This window comes from Halomonas sp. Mc5H-6 (assembly GCF_024124705.1).
Taxonomy (GTDB): domain Bacteria; phylum Pseudomonadota; class Gammaproteobacteria; order Pseudomonadales; family Halomonadaceae; genus Vreelandella; species Vreelandella subterranea.
The window spans coordinates 62,309-80,499 of record NZ_JAMXSI010000003.1; the positions used below are offsets into that span (position 1 = coordinate 62,309).

Consider the following 18,191-nt stretch of genomic DNA (forward strand, 5'->3'; position numbering starts at 1 on the left):
CTGTTCTCGCTATTTAATAGTTACCGCTGCCTTGCCATGCGTGTCGACATAGCCAGGTGCCAGGACAGCGTTAGCGCAGTGCTCAAGAATGTTGTGGTTACGCAGCCACAGGTGATATTCCTGCTCTGGCAACCGATGATCGGGGCTACAGTCCACGTTCCAATGCCGTAGCAGGTAGCCAGCGCGAGCGGCACGGATGCTGAGCTGTCGAACTGGCTGGTTGTTCTGCCGGGACATATTAAAATCCAGCGCAATAGCCTCCGGGTGGCTGTGACACGGGTGCGGGATGAGCTCTAAGGTCAGTTGCTCGTTCCATTCGGCATCCGACGTTTGATGCTCATGCTCTGCGATACCCGCTTTGTCGATAATCACACTGGTGATGCGATTGCAGACAAAATCTCTGAATGCACTGCGTTTTCGGCAGTAGCCGCGCATGTGCCAACGCTGGCCGTTATTGACGATGCTGTGTGGCACAACCACACGCTCGCTAGCGCCTGAACTGAGGGACTGGTAGGTCATCCGCACAGCCTGTTGTTGGCTGATGGCCCGGCTCACTGTCGCCAGCACATCCTGTGGTGGCGCGATCAAGTCTGGTGCATCCTCACAGAAACCAGACTGGCCAGGCGTCACCGATAGCCCGTCGCCAAAGCCGTGAGTCAGGGTTTTCAAGGCGGCATGGGGCTCATGGTGGAACAAAGGCTGATAGTTGTCGGTACGATAGTAACGCTTGTTTTCGTGACGGAGGACCAGGTTTTCGTGAGCCAGCTCACGGTAGAGAGTGAAGTCCCTGGTGCTGGAGGCGACTGCGGTGCCGAAGTGCGCCATCAGCTCACTGCGGCCCACTGAGCCATGGTATTGCAGGCAGAAATCAATGAACGCCAAGCGCTCGCGCTGGGCGTGTGAGTGATTTTCGAGCTTTAAGGCGGCGTTTCCCGGCACGTTCGCACCTTTTTTGACTAAACTTTCTATTTGAGAATGTTAGCCACCTTATTACACAAACCTATATCATGCAATCATTTTGATTTGTCCTATAAAACTTTCACATGTGAAAGTTTTGGCTCCTTTCCAGGTGGGAAAATTAGCGCGTAAAGCCCGCCGGAAGGGACGGGCCTGAACGGTTTTTTGTTTAGGATTCTGGGGGCTGAAGGCCATCGAAGTGCGCCTCCAAACTGTCCAACTGCTTAAGGTTTGTCCTGACGAGACGGCGCATGTGAGTGAGGTTTGCATTCATGATACGCACTATCTCAAACCCGGCTTCGGTCTCCTCAATGATGGGCCTCTCCCAGTCTTGCGCGCGGTTAAATGCGGGTTTTGAGTACCGGTGTTTCAAGGCTCGGCGGATGTGTTCACTGAAAACCGCATGCCCCTTACCGTTTTTCACTCTTACAAAGCTGTTGTAATACCAGTGCATTTCCAGGCTGCCGTGCAGCATTCTCACCCGGCAGCCGTGATGGCCAGGGTAGCCTCTCGTTTCCTTGGTTCGATGAGCCTCATTATGCGCCCAGAAATGGTCCGACAGCCGCTGAGCGAGATAGCGTAGGCGTGCTCGCTCCATATCCAGGCTTTTGGATAGCGATTGTAGATACTGTCTGCATTGATCAAGCGCCATTCGGCGCCCCTGGTGATGGTCAAATTCCCCGGCGCGCGCCACCTCATGCCACTTATCGGTGATTTCCTGAATGGTTTTGGGTTTGCTCATTAGCATTCTCCTGTGGGTTGATGTTCAAGAGAAATGCTACTGGCCGCAGAGACAAACCCACGGGTCTGTAATTTGCCAATTTGGGCAAAAGTAGCCGTTTACCCCCAGATTATCTGGAATTTTTATCGACCTGGCGGCGTGCTTTAAACTTCCGGTTGAGAAATGCCTCCAGCTTGTCAGCATTCAGGTATGTGATGCCGCAGATTGCCAAGATAACGGCGACAAAGCCGAGGAAAGCAATGAGTGTGACGGACATATCGATCATGTGAGTTCTCCTGTTTTCGTTCTTTGAGTGCAAATAGCAGCCTATGCTGCATGTGACTGCCTTTGTTCCCTTGCGACAGAGGCAATCAGATGGCGCGAACAACCCAGGATGTCCTGGATTTCGCTATAGCTATGGCCGGTACGAAGTAAACTGGCGATGTGTTGCCGCCTTTTCAGATCGGGTTGGCGCCCCTGATACTTACCCTCGCTGCGGGCCTTGTTGATCCCCTGGTTCTGCCGTCGACGCCTATCCTCGTAATCTTTGCGAGCTACCGCTGCCAACATGTCGAGCATCATGCTGTTGACCGCCTGCAAGATAGAGTCGGTAAAGCCGGTGTCGTCTTTCTTGTCCAGTGCCAGCCAACTCGTTGGTAACTCGGGCGAGACAACCGCCAATCGCTTGGCGGCCAGCTTCTGTTTGAGCGTATCCCAGTCCTGCTGTTTAAGGCGGGCAAGCCGGTCTATCTGTTCTACCAGAACAATGTCACCTTCACCGGATTCGGCAATCAGTCGCATCAGTTCGGGGCGATGCAATGTGGCACCGGAGACGTTCTCGGTATAAAAGGCAGCAATGCGCTGACCGTGTTGCTCGGCAAACTGGATTAGCGATGCTTTGGCCCGGTCGGCATTTTGTTCCTGGGTCGATGCTCTCAAATAGGCGCGTATAAACATTAATGCCTCCTCAGTCTGTTATAAGTGGTTCCGCCTGGCCGGTCTGTTTTAAATGGTTCCTTGTCATGTTGAACGGCCTGAATTGTTGGTTCCCCTGATGTGTACCCAAAAGGAACCACCTCAAGAGTCGAAAAACTCCCCGAACGGATCATCCTCCCGTAGGATCGGATTGACTCTGAAGTCATCGAACAGATCGCCTGCGCCTTCTTGACTCCCGGTGCCGGAGGTTGTCGTGCTGCTTGGACCGTTTTCTTCCCTACCACCACCTCGACTAAACGACGCCATCTTTTTCTCGAATTCAGGAAACGTCATTTGCCCATTGGGTCCCTTGGTGAAAACCGTCTTGTAAGCATCGACTGCGGCCATTGCGAAACGAATAAGCAGTACGACCACCCAGAGCACGAACAATAGATACCATGCGTAAAGCGCTGCATCGCCACCCCTAAAGGTGAGCTCCACAACGCCGATCCCGGCGAGCCCCACTGCTACTATTTTTGTCGCCCTCACCATGGTTTCAGTCCCCGATAGTTCTTTACTTCGAAGCTACCAGAACCTGAGAAAATGCAAGTTTTGCTCGGCGTCAGGCCGCAGCGGCTTGCCCGGCCAGCCATGGCAGTTTCACCTTGCTGTAGGCATCATTTGTCATCGCCCTCAAATCTCCCGCATCCAGGTGTGGAACCAGCCACGCACTGCCTTGGTATCGAACTCGCGGGTAGTTGGACGGCTGGAATACGCCATGAGGGAGGTCGTCCTCATCGCCCAGCCACTGTCTGAGCCGGATATCGATACACCAGCCCTGTTCGAGCTCGATCCAACAATGGGGAGCAGTGACCATTCGGCTCAGTCGGTCCTCTGCGTATCCGATACGGCATTGATGGAAGATGCCTTGCTCTCTCAGGGCATTGCTGATCACAGAGGTCATGCAGTCGCTATCGATTTTGGCGTCTTCAAGCGGCAACAGCGCGAACTCCAGTTCATCATGCCAGTCACTCATGATCTGGCTCCTTGAACATCAATCGCTGCCCCTGCTCGTACAGCACAGGGTACGGTAGCGGTTCGCCATCTTGGATGACGGTGCCGGGAGGAAAATACACCACCATCCAGGATGGTAAGGCACCACTTACCGTGCGGTAGAACTCGTCCACAGGGAAGCTGAGTTGCTCACCTGACTGCCGGAAAACGAGGCGGGAATAATTCTCTGGATGATTGGCCGCAATGTTGTAGCTTTCAGGCTCAGCGCCTTCCACGTAGGCCGGAGACTTCCAGCGATTCGGCGTTTTGATGTTGTAAGCAACCACACATTGACCAGCACCGCATCCATGCTCAGTGCTTTCAATCGACCAGAGCATCAGTGGATGGCCGTCAATCTCAGGCGTTTCCACGTTACTGAGTTTGGTGGCACTCAACGCCATATCATTGGCAGCTAGCTGGATGGCCTGGTCCACCAGATCCACATAATGCTCATAGGCCTGAGCCTCCGAACTGGCCATAGACGCTGGCATCCATCCCATCAGGCTTGGTCTCGCCGATGGATTGTCCGGTGTCATCATGATGTCGATAGCGTTGAACAAAAACGTCTGGCTACCCGATAGATGTCGAAGCGGCGCATCGAATGAAGTCGCCAGGCTGGCGAGATCCAGTAATGGCACCAACATGCCTCTATTGTAGGAGCGGGTACCATCCTCAGAATCCCGCAAATACATATCGTAGATGCCACCGGCTCTCGCCAGGTTTAAGACCCGAGACTCTTCCGGATTGTAAGCTCGTGGGGTAGCCGCGCAGCCAGCCAGGGCAGCGGCCGATATTGCCGTAGTTAAGGGTGCCACTCTTTTCATTATGTCCTCCTGCTTTTATTAAATATTCTCACGAGGTTGAGAATATGCAAGAGGAAAACTAAAAATAATCTTTATAAATCAATAGTTTGTACTAACACTACAAACTATAAAACTGGGTGTTATTACTCAAAAGTTCAAATATCCTTTTCAAAGACCTATGTGACCAAAAATCACTCAATAAAGAGTTTTTCTGACTCTTCAGCCGTAAGGCCATTTCTCATTATTATTTCTCTCAAGCAATTACCAAGTATTCGGATTCCATCATCAAGTATTTCAGGGTATACGGATTTAATGGTTGATGGGGCACCTTCACCCCATCAATCTGATACCACCCTCAGATGGTTGATAGATCGACTCCGTAGTTGAGTTCCTCTGCGAAGTCCGGCAGTCCGTAACCGATGGTTTTCTTGTAGAAAGGAGAGACCTTCGCAGTCGGTGCCTTCTTCTTGTGCTTCGTGGTGTAGAGCATTCGTGCCCGCATCACCTCGAAGGAGTAACCGCGCCCTTCACGGTTCTTGTCCTTGGCCAGTCGGTTGATGGACTCCGTGTAAGCGTTGGTGACGGGCATGTCCGTCTCGAAGTAGGTCATGGTCTCTTCGCGCCAGTTTCCCACTGCCCTGACCAGATCGCTCCAGACTTCCTTTTGGCCCTTCGGGATGGTGGCTATCCACTCGTCCAGGGCGGCTTCTGCCTGGAGCCGTGTGGTGGCGTCCCAGATGCCGTAGAAGCGCTCCTTGTGCTCGTAGGCGGCCAGCAGTTGCGGGAACGCGCCTGTCCAGGTCTCCATGATGAGGCGCTCCCGGTCTGAGACTTCGTGAGCGCGTTTCAGCAGGATTTTCCGGTCTCCCTTGAGAGTCCGGCTCTGGGACGGTTTCAGCTCCTTTCTGAGGCCCTTGCGCACTCTCTCTAGGGCATCGTTGGCCATGCGCACCACATGGAACTTATCGACCACGATACGGGCCTGGGGCAGCACAGCCTTGACCGCTGCCCGGTAGGGGTTCCACATGTCCATGCTGACGATCTCGACCTTCTGCCGGTCTTTCAGCTTCATCAGGTAGTTGGTCACCACGTCCTGGCGGCGGGTGGCCAGCAGGTCGAGCAGGGTTCGCTCCTCAATGTTGGTCAGAATGCAGCGGTAGCGCTTGTTCAGGTATAGCTCGTCAATGCCCAGGATGCGGGGCGTCTCGAAGCGGTGCCAGCGCCCCAGGAACTCGGCGCGGGCGTTGAAGATGTCGCGCACCGTCTTCTCGTCCAGGCCGGTCTGTGCCGCCACAAAGGTGTAGGGGTGGTTGAAGGATTCCTTCTCCACGTACTCATGCAGCCGCAGTGTCATACGGAATCCGTCCACCATCTCCGGTAGCTGGGGCCTGAATGTTGTCTTGCAGGCCCGGCAGGTGTATCGGCGGCGGACCACCCAGAGAGTGACCCGCTTGCCGTGGATGGGCAGATCACGATAGGGAACGTCACGCTTGCCGAACCGTACGAACTCACCCTGCACGCCGCATTCCTCGCAGGCGATGGGATCGGGCACGTCCACCTGGAAGTGCATTTCGTCGTCGGTTGATTTGCAGCCCAGTACTTGGTATTGCGGCAGGTGAAGGATGTTGTCGGGAAGTTCGGTCATGGTGTTGTATAGGCGTAGGTGTCAGTCAGATCCATCCGGCTCGGCATTGGTGTTTGCTTTTTTACCCAACAAGCTGCTGGAAACGAAAAGTAAGGCACCGAGGACAATTGCAATATCAGCCAGGTTGAAGGCCGGCCAATGCCAGTCTCGCCAATAGAAATCAAAGGAATCCACAACATAGCCGCGAAAGACCCGGTCAATCAGGTTGCCCATGGCGCCACCGAGGATAAGACTGTAAGCGATGGCTTCTCCTTTATGACGATTTTCAAGGATCAGCTTGATCAAAAAAATCGAGACCACTACCGCGATTCCGATAAAAAAGTAGCGCTGCCAGCCTCCACCATTCGCAAAAAGACTGAATGCGGCACCGGTGTTCCATAGGTGCACCCAGTTAAAGAACGGGGTCACCGAAACATACTCGCCATAGGCCATTGATTGCTGCACCAGCCACTTTACAGCCTGATCAGACGCTGCCAGCAGGCCCGATATGGACAATAGGGCATACGGCGAGAGCTTTTTGCCAATAATGAGCATTATTTAACCCTTCAACGCCAAAATGCGTCTGGCACCGTTAAGTACAATGCCCCCCGCGATGGTGCCGATAATCAGATCCGGATAATTGGAACCGGTCCACGCGACCAGGGCGCCGGCGGTGATGACCCCCAGGTTGATCACCACGTCGTTGGCCGAGAATATCCAGCTTGCCTTCATGTGCGCCCCGCCTTCCCGATGTTTGGATATGAGCAGCAGACAACTGGTATTGGCAATCAATGCGACGAATGCGATAGCCATCATCACCAGCGATTCAGGCTCACTACCGAATACAAAGCGTCTCACCACCTCTACGAGCACGCCCACAGCCAAGATCAGTTGCAGTACACCAGCAAGATGCGCGGCACGTACCTGCATTTTCACGCTATGTCCAACCGCATAAAGGGCAAGCCCGTACACCGCCGCATCGGCAAAATTGTCCAGGGATTCTCCAATCAGGCCGGTGGACTGGGCGATCAGACCGGCAGTCATTTCCACCACGAACAGAAGTGCATTGATGCCGAGCAACCAGCGCAGGGTCCCGGATTCTTGCTTAGCAGAAGCTGCCGAAAACTCGGCGGCCTTGATGGCCTCCGGATTTGCAGCGACGGTTTCCTGAAGCGAGGCGCCTAGCCCCAAGGTCTTCAGTTTCGAGGTGACGGGCTCGACCTCGCCGTCATGCACGACCTTCAGCCGGCGGTTCGACAAGTCGAAGGACAGCGCCCGAATCTCCTCAAAGCCGTTCAGGGCTAGGCGAATCATTCGTTCTTCTGATGGACAGTCCATCTTCGGCACGGCATAAACACTGACCCATCTCCCTGGCGCCTCGGAGGAGGCCTGTATATCGGTATCCGCTGCGGACGTTGCATCACCGCCACAGGCGCCACCACAGGATTTGCTCATGATACGACTCCACTTGAACAATGTTGTGGTACCATTTTAAACTATAAAGCTACTATAAGGTCAATAGAGTAAAGAATCCGTTGGGGAGGAGGCTGATGCGCATTGGTCAGTTGGCGCAGTTGGTAGGGGTCGAAACACAGACGATCCGCTTCTATGAACAGCAGGGCTTGTTGCCGCCGCCTGATCGGCAGGACAACGGTTACCGTGTCTATACCGAGAAGCATGGTGAGGGGCTGGCCTTCATCCGTCGCTGCAGAATCCTGGGCCTGTCACTGGCTGAGATTCACGAACTACAGAGCTATCAGGACGACCCTCATCAGCCTTGTACCGCCGTCAACGCCTTGCTCGATGATCACATCTCTCATGTGCGGTCGCAGATAACCGCTCTGCAAGCGCTTGAGAAACAACTCGTTTCACTGAGAGCGAGTTGCAACGATGACCGGGAAGTTGAGGCGTGTGGGGTTCTTGCTGGAATTAGCGAAGGAAACATGCACCAGCAGTAGGTGAAGCATCAACCAGATAATCCGATGAGATGCCGGTCTGCCTCACTCTCATGCAAAGGTAAGATCAACCATTTAATCCGCTTACCCGTATTTCATTGGTGCTTTTTCTTCCTTCGTCTTTGATTTTATAGAACTTATCAACAGTTCCATTATGTACTGCCTCAGATCTAATGCCATAAATGCATTTGAGTTTTGAGAATACTTTGCTTCGCCCATCTCTGTCTGATGATGACAACTTTGCTCCAAGAACCCTTATTTGGAGAGACAACTGATCACGAGTCTTCGCAGAAGTTAAAACAGATTCTAATGCAATCCCAAGATCAATAGCCTTGTTGATGTTATCCCACGTGTTCATTGCTTGGGCTCTACGCCATAATGATATGTCTACAGGGAGCCGTTTTTTCTCTGGTATTGCCATATAACGTTGATATAAATCAATAACCTCATTCAGGTCTATATTGCCCCAATCTTCTGCTCCTTTCGGAGGTTTTATTTCTAAATAATGCGTGTAGCTATTATCAACGATACCGGACATTGGAACGTCGTCCTCCAGAAGACACCAACGCTTGTCGATCGTTGGAGCTTCTCGCACTGAAAATAGTGATAAAAAGTTGACGATTATACTCTCGGTTTTCACATAAGACTGTAGGCTGTCCATAGCAGAATCATCCAAGTCATCTGATATTAAATCAGACCTAAACGATTTAAATAAGAAAGTGTAGGGTGGATGGATGTTGGGATAACCAGACATAACTTTACTATGAACGTTGTTTTTTATCTTATCTGGCAGATTGTGATAGTCAGCCAGATAAAAATCATTTGGAAATTCTATAACCCCCTGAAAATCAAGACCATTTATGAGAGTAATATTATAAGCTGTGACTTCGGTAGAAGTCTCAAGCGAAATCAGTGAGGAGTATGTTTTTTCAGCGCCAACTTGGCTAGCTCTTAATGCTAACCATTTTGCGAGCGTCGCAGGATTAATTTTTTCCGCAGAACCCCCAGAACGAAAACAAGCATGACAAAGTTCTGGATGTGCTTCCTCCAAGCACTTCATAAATTTGATGCTTTCGCGCGAAATGCCTAATTTTGAAATCCAATCAAACCAGTCTTCAGCCCAAAAGGGTCTGAGGCGGAGAAGGCTATCATCTTTAGCCGCTCGCTCTAGACATCGAACTAAATCTTTTTTAGCTTTTTTGATAAAAACTCCAAGGTAATGACGTAATAAAGGGATGGATTAATCACTGACCCGATTTCGGCTTGGCGCCCTGTAAATTTCGGCCTCGCCGTCATCAGCAAGGTCAATCTCATACCTGCGTCTATCCAGGACTTCCAGAAAACCCATAACTTGTGAGTCATCAATATGCATAATTCCATCTACTTGATTAATATTTACGTTAGTCCTTCTACAATAATCTGAAAGTTTATCTTGGTTCACATTGTGAGCTTCTGATTGTGATTTAATTGAGGCGATATAGCGCGCAGCTCTAGGATGACGTTGAGCATAAGTTGAAATTGATTCGAAATTTACAAAGTCTATCTCCGCGGCAAGGACCTCTATATTATCGGGAACCGCCGCCATGACTGCTTCTTGAAGCTGAGCAGTGAACTCAAGGCCGCTTGGTCGGAGTATATAAATAGAACCATTTTGAATTAAAAAGTCAAAATCATTATCAAGTTTAAAAACAGAGTCGCCTAAAACTTGTAACGTGTTATCAACATTTCGAACTAATTTATTTCTTTTCTTTATGAGCGTTTTAAACTGTGTCGAGCGTCGAACAGCGGTAACTCTATTGCCATTGATATCGGAAACCTTTGTATAATAAGCAAAGCAATCTTCCATGTGGTCAAAAGCACCTGCATCCTCTTCTATATTCACCGCATCATGAAAGCGTTTAAGATTTTCAACTAAGCCATCATCTAAAGGTAGGGTCAAAAACTCAATGGTTGAGTACTTTTCTGACGGTTCATAATTACTTGGAGCATCACCGATTTTTTCCATTTCATCTTTAGTTTGTTTCACCATCTCTACCAATGAGGACTGAACATCTTCACCAACAGGAACTTGAACAAAACCTCGGTTTTCTGTTTCCATCCCGAAACCAAACTCAACAACATCTAAATTATTAAAATCTAAAACAATAGGCATTAGTCATCCTCTAAAAGCACCGTTTTACTTAGCCGATAGGCAGATATTTTTTCTTCCTTAATTAAATGAGATCGCCTGGTTATAAGAACAACTGGGAGCCTACCGCTCCAAGGGTTTTCATCCTCGCATGGAGACAACGTATATACACGATATCCTCTAATTGCCCAAAAAATGTTCATGTAATGCATGTTCAGGTGCCAAAATAAGAATACGATGAAGGCTATTGCAGCGATATGCCCAAGGAAGTCTCTAAGTGAATCAATATCGACGCTATAGAAAGGGAGTAGCATCGCAAATAGATAAACTAAAAGGTGGTCTCTGTGATCTTCGGCCCTACCGACAGTAATTTCTCGTTTGTCATTTCGTTTTTTAACAAGTCGAACTCTGAGCCATAGGAAAAAATTAGGAACTACTACAAAAAATGCACAAAATAGTAAAAAGTAACTTTCAGGAACACCTTTAATGTCTCCACCTTTGATGGACCACAAAATAAAAAGTGGGGACATACTACTTAGAACCATCAAAAGCCTCGCTAGAGAAAGCCCCTCTCCACGATTACTCATCTCATATTCCTGCGTTTGATCTTGTAACACCAAGGTTTCAACGTCATATCCCTGCGCCTGTGATAAAATCGTTATCTTAAAAGCCAGTTTGAAACTATTGTTAATATAAATTTGATTATAAGACAAGCTTTGTGCTGGTTTGTTAGAGTACCACTTTCCCACTTATCCCAGTTTGGAAATGGAAGGTCAGGAGTCAGTTTTGAAAAAACTTACCAATATTTACATTCTTTTTCACAAATTTTTGCACTCCAAGAGCACTCCAATATTTGTTCAAGCTGTTGTTTTTAAACAAAAATATACATTCTGCATCGGCAAATAAGCTTTCCTAAACGGGCGCTACTCCCCGACCAACCAAGACGCGCGATAGCGGCTTTGTCTGCCCAACAGCGGGGTCAACTGGGCCATCGCGCCCGCCAGGCGCTCGTCCAGTCCCCAGGGCGGGTTGACCACCAACATTCCGCTTCCGTACATGCCGCGCTCATGGATCTCCGCGGCTCGCAGGCACAACTCGCTACGCCAGATTTTGCGGATGCCACTGCGCTCAAGCGCTTCCAACAGTACCTTGTGGTTATTGGCAGGCAGCAATGGGTACCAGATCAACACCACCGCGTGACGCGCTTTCGCAAGCGCCACACTAAGGGTATCCGCCACCACCTGATACTCGTCTTTACGCTCGTAGCTTGGGTCAATCAGCACACAGACACGCGGCGTTGCAACAGGCAGGCGCTGGCATAATCCCTGCAAACCATCACCATGAATTCGCACGACGCCTTGTGCCAGCGCCTGGTCATCCAAATGCTGGTGCTCACCAGGGTGCAATTCAAACCCGTACAACCGCTCCTTGGCACGTAGTGCTTGGCTTATCCACCAGGGGGAGCCGGGGTAATGAGTCAATGCATCGGGATGACGCTGCGCACGTGACAGAGCATCCAGCCAACTGCACAGCAGCGGATCGGACACCGATTGAGCCGCTTCCCAGAGAGGCCAGACACCGTCCCGATACTCCTTCAAGCGCTGGGTTTCTTCGCTCGACAGTGGGTAAAATCCCCGCCCCGCGTGGGTATCGATATACGTCACCGGTGAAGCTTTGCGCAGCAGGTACTCGATGGTTGCAAATAACGTTAAATGCTTATGCACATCGGCAAAATTACCCGCATGATACGCGTGTTGATATGACAACATGATAATTCGACAACTCATAAAAAAGCCCGCTACTCAGCATAGCGGGCATTGAAATGGCTTCACAGCGGTACGCTTAGCTGCCTTGGTTTTGGGCTTCCGCCGTCGGCGTCAGGGTGATTTCGACGCGGCGGTTCTGGCTGCGTCCTTCTTCAGTATCGTTGCTGGCCACCGGCTGGGATTCGCCATAGCCTCGGGTACTTAGGCGCATTGAGGACACGCCATTCTGATTCAAGTAGCTACCCACTGCCTGGGCGCGACGCTCAGACAAACGCTGGTTATAGGCTTCGTCACCGGTGCTGTCGGTATGGCCCGCAATGTTGATCCGGGTGTCAGCGTATTCGCTGACCACATTGGCCACTTCGTTTAACGAGCTACGGGCTTGGCTGGTCAATTCAGCGGAATCAAAGCCGAAGGTCACGCTACTTGGCATGTTCAGCACGATATCGTCGCCGCGACGATCAATTTCGATGCGCGAGCCTTCGAGGTTTTGGCGCAGTTGTTGCTCCTGGCGGTCCATATAAGCCCCTATGCCAGCACCCGCTGCGGCACCTACCGCGGCGCCGATCAGCGCCCGATCCCGGCGGCTGGTGCTACCATCCCCGGACAACGCACCGGCAGCCGCGCCTACCACGGCACCAATACCTGTGCCGGTGGCCGTCGATGAGCGCTGAGTTTGACCGCCGCCGTAAGGGTCCGAGGTTGCACAACCGGCAACCAGCACAGCGGCCGCTAACGGGGTCAGTAGTCGAGAAATACGCATCGCTCACTCCTTAATATTGTCATCTATCTATGAAGTTACTCGTTGCTTATCAAAGCCAGCAACTCGTTCAAGAATAATAGACCTTGAGGCGATGCCTGCAGTCTTTTTGGCATTTCCATCAAAAGTCCTTTTTTCTCGGCATTGTGTAAGCGCGCCAACAGCACATCAACCGGCAACCCCGTATGCGCTGACCACATCGAAACAGGAACCCCCTGGGTTAGACGCAGTGCATTCATCGAGAACTCCAGCGGCAGTTCGTTTTCATCAATGGACTGCTTGCCCGCGATAAAGCCGCGTGGGTCATTCACCCGCCTTAGATAGGCATCTGGCTGACGCGTTTTCCAACGCCGCTCAATATGCCACTGTCCCTGAGCATCCATATGGCTCAGCTTACCGTGAGCCCCCGCCCCGATGCCCAGATAGTCGCCAAACTGCCAATAATTGAGATTGTGCAGACTCTGTCGATCAGGGCGCGCATAAGCGGAAATTTCGTAACGTGCCAGTCCCGCCTGCTGTAAACGTAAATGGCCCTGATCCTGAATATCCCAAAGGGTTTCTTCATGAGGCAAAGTGGGCGGATGGACATAAAACGCCGTGTTGGGCTCCAGCGTCAGCTGGTACCAGGACAAGTGTTCAGGGGATAACGCCAGCGCTTGCTCGATATCTGCCATCGCCAGTTGCGGCGTCTGCTGCGGCAGGCCGTGCATCAGGTCAATATTGAGGTTATCGAAGCCCGCCTGACGCGCCTGGTTGACGGCGCTGACCGCCTCTTCACCGCTGTGAATTCGACCCAATGCGGCCAGCTGGTCCGGATGGAAACTTTGTACCCCGAGCGAAAGCCGGTTGATACCGGCATCTCGGTAGCCGGTAAAGCGGCTTTGCTCGGTGGTACCCGGGTTGGCCTCAAGGGTGATTTCAATTGTCTCTGCAAATGGTAAGCGAGCACTTACTTCGCTTAAAAGGCTTTTATAGAAAGCTGGGGAAAGCAGACTGGGCGTTCCACCGCCGATAAATATGCTATGGATGGTTCGCCCCGCCGCCAGTTCAAGATCGCCATCGATGTCCTGTAACAGCGCCTTAAGGTAAGCGGTTTCCGGTAATTCATTGCCCTGGGGCTCGTGGGAATTAAAGTCGCAATAAGGGCATTTGCGCACGCACCAAGGCGTATGGATATACAGCGATAACGGCGGCAACAGCTCAGCCATGGGCCACCTTCAACACGTCGACTAACCCGCTAAGGGCACGCCCACGATGACTCAGCCGATTTTTTGTCTCGCTGGGTAATTCCGCCACGCTCGTGCTCTGATCGGGCAGCCAGAATAGCGGGTCATAGCCAAAGCCGCCCTCACCGCGCGGGTGCGCCAGCACTTCGCCTTCCCAGCTACGCTGCACGATAACGGGCACCGGGTCCTCAGGGTGGCGCAGGTAAACCAGAACACACCAATAACGTGCCGTTCGCTGCCCTTCCGGGCAATCCTGCAAGGCCTCAAGCAACTTGGCGTTATTGCGCTGGTCGCTTTTGGGTTCGCCTGCATAACGGGCGGAATAGATGCCCGGTGCGCCCTGTAACGCATCGACCTCTAGACCTGAGTCATCAGCCAGGGCCGGTAATCCACTTTGGCGGCTCGCTTCACGGGCTTTAATAAGCGCGTTTTCCACAAAGGTCACGCCTGTCTCCGCCACGTCGTGGACACCGTAATCAGCCTGGGTACGCACATCGAACCCAAGTGGCGCTAATAATTTATTGAATTCTTTCAATTTACCAGCGTTTCCGCTGGCAAGCACAAGCGTTTGGGTACTGGTCATGCGGCGACCTCCTTGAGTGAACGATCAGTTTACGCATGCCAGAGGCTCGACTGAAGAGCTTTAAATGTAACACGATGTAGTTTATATCAAGTATAGTTAAAGTATTAGAAAAATAATAATCTTTTATATTCAAATACTTAAAGTTTAAAAACCATTGAACTTCACCTTATTTGATGGCTTTTTAGTAACAAATATTTACATTCGGAGGTTAATAGACAACACTTTAAAGGCTCTCTCCACTCATTCGTTATTTCCATGAGGATCCACCAATGCCGCAGGGAAAGGCTATCGATACGGTATTTATCGTTACCGAAAAAAGCCCACAATCACAATTGTTTGCGGAATATCTGGGGACTCATACCGAGTGCCAAGTGCAGCTCCAGTCTCCCCATGGCCGCGTTACGGCACCGGCATCGGGTAATGCCCTGATGTTGATAGACAGCGATCACATCAGCGTTGATACCCTGCCAGACTGGCAGCATCAGCTCCCTGAGACGCTCCATAACGCACCATTAGCCGCCTTTAATATCCGCGATATGGATCATGCACTTGAAGCACTTTCCTGCGCACAGTTGAAAGGCGTGTTCTATCGCCACGAGAGCCTGGATGTCATTTGCAAGGGTATTCATGCGCTACTGGAAGGCGAGCTGTGGATGTCCCGGGAACTGATGACGCGGCTGATCCTGTTCTACCGCAAATATCAAAACAACGCTTTCAGGCCCGCCTGCGGTCTCACTAACCGGGAAATGGAAATCATCTCGCTTCTCAGTGCCGGGGCTTCGAACCATCAAATCGCCGAAAAACTGTTTCTCAGTGAGCACACCGTCAAGTCTCACCTGTACAACATTTTCCGCAAAATCAACGTGCACAACCGTATTCAGGCGTTGAACTGGATTCATCAGAACCTGGGGCCCATCCTGCCCAACATTGAAACCGCACGAAGCCTACAACGCCATCGATAGCGTCTAATAAGAGTGAACTGGTTATGGCACCGCTACGTTACTGTCAATACGCCCTAACGGGGTTACTTATATGGATGGGGCTATCACTGGCGTTAGCCAATGAACCTGGCGCCACAAATAAAACCACAGCCACCGACGAGCAGGAAGCCGTGGACGCCATCAATCAATTATCAAGTCCTGATGGGCCTGCCATTCAAGAACAAAGTAGCTCCAGCAGCGAGCTCACCGGCGTATTGGTCGACCGCACTATCACCATGGCAGGCAAAACCTTCTATCGCGCCTTTAGCCAGCGGGCCATGGGTAACATGATCATTGGCAACGCCACCATCACCATTCAGGAGCGCCCGGACGCCCGATGGGGAAGCCAGCTGTGGATCATTGAAGGTAACGAAATGTATTTCCGTACTCAGCTATCTCCGCGTATCAGTGAAGCTGACCGCGCCGCGGGGGAAGCCGTACAAATCGTGGAAGAAGCACTGCTTCGTCAACGACTGAACTCAGCGCTGTCTTCCGACAAAGACTTGGGAAGAGAGGAGTTACGATAATGAAAACAAAGGCTATTCGTACCACCGGTATGAGCGCCGCGCTACTAGCCGGGCTGTTAACGTTGCAGGTACACGCCGGGGATCTTGTCTACCAGCCTATTAACCCTTCTTTCGGTGGAGATCCATTTGTTGGGAACTATCTATTAGGCAAAGCCCAGGCACAAGATACCAACACTGATCCAAATACCCGAAGTACAGAACGACTATCTGAAACAGAACGTCTTGTTCAACGCCTGGAAAGCCGATTGATCTCCCAATTAATTTCTGATGTAAGCAGCGGCGACATTCAAGAAGGTAGCTTTGATAGCGATGAATTTGGCGTCGTGGTTAGTGATAGCAGTGGGGAATTAGTGGTGCGAATAGTGGATAAATTTACTGGCGATGTAACAGAAATCAGCGTAGGTGGGTTGTTTAACCCCTAGCGCACATTCATGTCCGGAAAAATTAATAGAAGACAGGGCTATTCCGTTTAGCTCCATATGATGACGTCTTTAAGAAGAGGATTCTCATGAAAATTGCAGCGGCATTGATCATCGTCAGTTTATTAAGCGGCTGCGCCGGTATGGTCGCCAATTCAGAAAATCTGGAGGGCACGGAGGCAACATTGACCCCCAGAGGAGCCACGTATCAGGACCTTGTTTCGCTGCCCAACCCGGCGGGGAAAATATTTGTCTCGGTGTACGATTTCCGCGATCAAACTGGCCAATATCGCCCAGCGCCAGCGAGTACATTCTCGACCGCTGTCACCCAAGGCGCGGCGGCCATGCTGACCGGTGCGCTAGCAGATTCAGGCTGGTTTATACCGCTAGAGCGAGTGGGATTACAAAATCTGCTGACCGAACGGCGCATTATTCGGGCCGAATTTGAACGCTTTGGCCAGCCCGACACCCTTCCTTCATTACGCGCAGCTTCCGTGATGCTCGAAGGTGGCATCATTGCCTATGAGTCCAACATAAGGACAGGAGGCGCTGGCGCTGAGTATTTTGGTATTGGCGCCTCAGGGCAATACCAGGTTGACCAGGTCACCGTCAATTTACGCGCCGTCGAAATATCGACGGGCGAAGTGCTTGCCAACGTCACCACCACCAAAACGATTTACTCCAAAGAGCTTCGCGCCGGTGTTTATCGGTTTATTGATTTTCGACGCCTGCTGGAAGCCGAAGTAGGCATTACCACCAATGAGCCTGTGCAAATGGCGGTGATGGCGGCCATTGAGTCTGCCGTGATTCACTTGGTCGCACGCGGTGTCGAAAATCGACTATGGAATCTGGAACCCGGCGTCAACGTACACGATACGCTTTTAGGAGAGTATCTGGAAGCCGCTATCCCTGTGTTATAAAGGCTATAAAAAAAATGTAACACAATCTATAAACAAGCATCGCGGCCATGTACTCACACGGCCGCTTTTTATTTTATTCACTTATCTTTTATAGCCAATTGATTTTCATTAGAAATCATGTCTATGTCTAATAATGATAAATCTAATACTTACCCATTTAAAAACACATGATAAAAAACAATAAAAAAGTGAAAAATACCACCTCAGCAATACAAAATCTTCCGATAGCGAATTTTCTTAAATCGTCCAAACTCAACCCATGAAACACAAACTGATACATAAAGTTTCAAAAGGGATAACATAATGGAACCGTTACATACCTACAACATAAGCAGACTGTTAAATAAATCAGCCAGCATTGTATTTGTTGTAGCAGCTTCATTCTCCATCGCAACGGTTCCTGCAAAAGCCAATGGAAGTTGGGAAAATTATCAGGAAGCTAATCGAATAGCTCAACATAATTTCAACACTGATATTACTGCAATTCAAGGGAATATCAGCATTATTAAGCAAAACGGCAATGATAACCAAGCAAGCGTTATTCAATCTCGTTCTTCCAGTTACCAACTGGGCAACTTTGCCTACATTGATCAACGCGGTGAAAATAACCAAGGCAGTATCTCACAATATAGTGGCCGCAATATCGGCATCATTGTGCAAGTGGGCAATAACCATACCGCTGACATTGTCCAGGAAGGTAACAACTTTCAAGCCCAGATCAACCAGTTCGGCTTCAACAGTGATATATCGCTTTCACAATCGGGCAGTGGCCAAAAAAGCATTAGCGTCGATCAACGAAACTTTTCGGGCAATGCACGACCGGTCACTATCGATACCTACTGAGTTGCATATCG

At 50.7% G+C, this 18,191-nt stretch carries 23 protein-coding genes; 6 read left to right on the forward strand and 17 right to left on the reverse strand.

The genetic code is table 11. The features are described 5' to 3' along the window. Positions 1–9: 9 nt before the first annotated feature. The 10 genes from NH395_RS05970 to NH395_RS06015 all read right to left on the reverse strand — a co-directional run bounded on the left by NH395_RS05970 (position 10) and on the right by NH395_RS06015 (position 7,528). The gene (locus NH395_RS05970; RefSeq protein WP_253023170.1) at positions 10–939 is read right to left on the reverse strand and encodes a WYL domain-containing protein; all 930 of its coding nucleotides are present in this window, start codon (positions 937–939) and stop codon (positions 10–12) included. Positions 940–1,126: 187 nt separating this feature from the next. Beyond that, positions 1,127–1,699: a conjugative transfer protein MobI(A/C) gene (mobI, locus tag NH395_RS05975; protein ID WP_253023172.1), complete on the reverse strand. Its 573-nt coding sequence runs from the start codon at positions 1,697–1,699 to the stop codon at positions 1,127–1,129. 109 nt (positions 1,700–1,808) lie between these two features. After that, positions 1,809–1,964 carry a hypothetical protein gene (locus NH395_RS05980; protein WP_008929699.1) on the reverse strand — a complete coding sequence of 52 codons (156 nt, stop codon included), beginning with the start codon at positions 1,962–1,964 and terminating at the stop codon, positions 1,809–1,811. 41 nt (positions 1,965–2,005) lie between these two features. Continuing rightward, entirely contained in the window at positions 2,006–2,635 is a 630-nt protein-coding gene (locus tag NH395_RS05985) for a recombinase family protein (RefSeq protein ID WP_253023174.1), read from the reverse strand. A 120-nt stretch (positions 2,636–2,755) separates the two neighbouring features. Next, a complete protein-coding gene (locus NH395_RS05990; protein ID WP_253023176.1) occupies positions 2,756–3,145 on the reverse strand; it encodes a hypothetical protein in 390 nt (129 codons plus the stop codon). A 70-nt stretch (positions 3,146–3,215) separates the two neighbouring features. Next, positions 3,216–3,629 carry a hypothetical protein gene (locus tag NH395_RS05995; RefSeq protein ID WP_253023177.1) on the reverse strand — a complete coding sequence of 138 codons (414 nt, stop codon included), beginning with the start codon at positions 3,627–3,629 and terminating at the stop codon, positions 3,216–3,218. Further along, on the reverse strand, positions 3,622–4,470 hold the full coding sequence (locus NH395_RS06000; RefSeq protein ID WP_253023179.1) for a hypothetical protein: 849 nt from the start codon (positions 4,468–4,470) through the stop codon (positions 3,622–3,624). The genes NH395_RS05995 and NH395_RS06000 overlap by 8 nt, the downstream gene beginning before the upstream one ends. 334 nt (positions 4,471–4,804) lie before the next feature. After that, positions 4,805–6,094, reverse strand: a complete 1,290-nt coding sequence (locus tag NH395_RS06005; RefSeq protein WP_004574636.1) for an ISL3-like element ISPpu12 family transposase — start codon at positions 6,092–6,094, stop codon at positions 4,805–4,807. Positions 6,095–6,115: 21 nt separating this feature from the next. Beyond that, positions 6,116–6,628 carry a signal peptidase II gene (gene lspA / locus NH395_RS06010; protein ID WP_004863699.1) on the reverse strand — a complete coding sequence of 171 codons (513 nt, stop codon included), beginning with the start codon at positions 6,626–6,628 and terminating at the stop codon, positions 6,116–6,118. A gap of 3 nt (positions 6,629–6,631) precedes the next feature. Beyond that, complete coding sequence (locus tag NH395_RS06015; protein WP_241409063.1) at positions 6,632–7,528, reverse strand: cation transporter; 897 nt, start codon at positions 7,526–7,528, stop codon at positions 6,632–6,634. A gap of 95 nt (positions 7,529–7,623) precedes the next feature. On the opposite strand from NH395_RS06015, the gene cadR reads away from it, so the two are divergent. Next, a complete protein-coding gene (gene cadR, locus NH395_RS06020) occupies positions 7,624–8,031 on the forward strand; it encodes a Cd(II)/Pb(II)-responsive transcriptional regulator (protein WP_004364961.1) in 408 nt (135 codons plus the stop codon). A 64-nt stretch (positions 8,032–8,095) separates the two neighbouring features. Here cadR and NH395_RS06025 read toward each other — a convergent pair whose 3' ends face one another. The 7 genes from NH395_RS06025 to rdgB form a co-directional block, all read right to left on the reverse strand. Further along, positions 8,096–9,088 (reverse strand): HEPN domain-containing protein, encoded by a 993-nt coding sequence (locus NH395_RS06025; RefSeq protein ID WP_253023181.1) that lies wholly within the window; start codon positions 9,086–9,088, stop codon positions 8,096–8,098. A 180-nt stretch (positions 9,089–9,268) separates the two neighbouring features. Next, on the reverse strand, positions 9,269–10,180 hold the full coding sequence (locus NH395_RS06030; protein ID WP_253023183.1) for a Kiwa anti-phage protein KwaB-like domain-containing protein: 912 nt from the start codon (positions 10,178–10,180) through the stop codon (positions 9,269–9,271). After that, on the reverse strand, positions 10,180–10,869 hold the full coding sequence (locus NH395_RS06035) for a hypothetical protein (RefSeq protein ID WP_253023185.1): 690 nt from the start codon (positions 10,867–10,869) through the stop codon (positions 10,180–10,182). Before NH395_RS06035 ends, NH395_RS06030 begins: the two co-directional genes overlap by 1 nt. A 210-nt stretch (positions 10,870–11,079) precedes the next feature. Continuing rightward, positions 11,080–11,925, reverse strand: coding sequence for a 23S rRNA (adenine(2030)-N(6))-methyltransferase RlmJ (rlmJ, locus tag NH395_RS06040; protein ID WP_253023187.1), 846 nt, complete (start codon positions 11,923–11,925; stop codon positions 11,080–11,082). A 73-nt stretch (positions 11,926–11,998) separates the two neighbouring features. Next, entirely contained in the window at positions 11,999–12,685 is a 687-nt protein-coding gene (locus NH395_RS06045) for an OmpA family protein (RefSeq protein WP_066315606.1), read from the reverse strand. A 35-nt stretch (positions 12,686–12,720) separates the two neighbouring features. Next, positions 12,721–13,890: a radical SAM family heme chaperone HemW gene (gene hemW, locus NH395_RS06050; RefSeq protein WP_253023189.1), complete on the reverse strand. Its 1,170-nt coding sequence runs from the start codon at positions 13,888–13,890 to the stop codon at positions 12,721–12,723. After that, on the reverse strand, positions 13,883–14,491 hold the full coding sequence (gene rdgB / locus NH395_RS06055) for an RdgB/HAM1 family non-canonical purine NTP pyrophosphatase (RefSeq protein ID WP_253023191.1): 609 nt from the start codon (positions 14,489–14,491) through the stop codon (positions 13,883–13,885). Before rdgB ends, hemW begins: the two co-directional genes overlap by 8 nt. Positions 14,492–14,760: 269 nt before the next feature. Here rdgB and NH395_RS06060 point away from each other — a divergent pair, with 269 nt between their 5' ends. From NH395_RS06060 to NH395_RS06080, 5 genes are all read left to right on the forward strand, one after another. Beyond that, entirely contained in the window at positions 14,761–15,453 is a 693-nt protein-coding gene (locus NH395_RS06060) for a response regulator transcription factor (protein ID WP_253023193.1), read from the forward strand. 23 nt (positions 15,454–15,476) lie between these two features. Further along, entirely contained in the window at positions 15,477–15,998 is a 522-nt protein-coding gene (locus NH395_RS06065; protein ID WP_253023195.1) for a curli production assembly/transport protein CsgE, read from the forward strand. Beyond that, entirely contained in the window at positions 15,998–16,420 is a 423-nt protein-coding gene (locus NH395_RS06070; RefSeq protein ID WP_253023197.1) for a curli assembly protein CsgF, read from the forward strand. Before NH395_RS06065 ends, NH395_RS06070 begins: the two co-directional genes overlap by 1 nt. 86 nt (positions 16,421–16,506) lie before the next feature. Then, entirely contained in the window at positions 16,507–17,337 is an 831-nt protein-coding gene (locus NH395_RS06075) for a CsgG/HfaB family protein (protein WP_253023198.1), read from the forward strand. 303 nt (positions 17,338–17,640) lie between these two features. Further along, positions 17,641–18,180: a hypothetical protein gene (locus NH395_RS06080; protein ID WP_253023200.1), complete on the forward strand. Its 540-nt coding sequence runs from the start codon at positions 17,641–17,643 to the stop codon at positions 18,178–18,180. Positions 18,181–18,191: the final 11 nt, after the last annotated feature.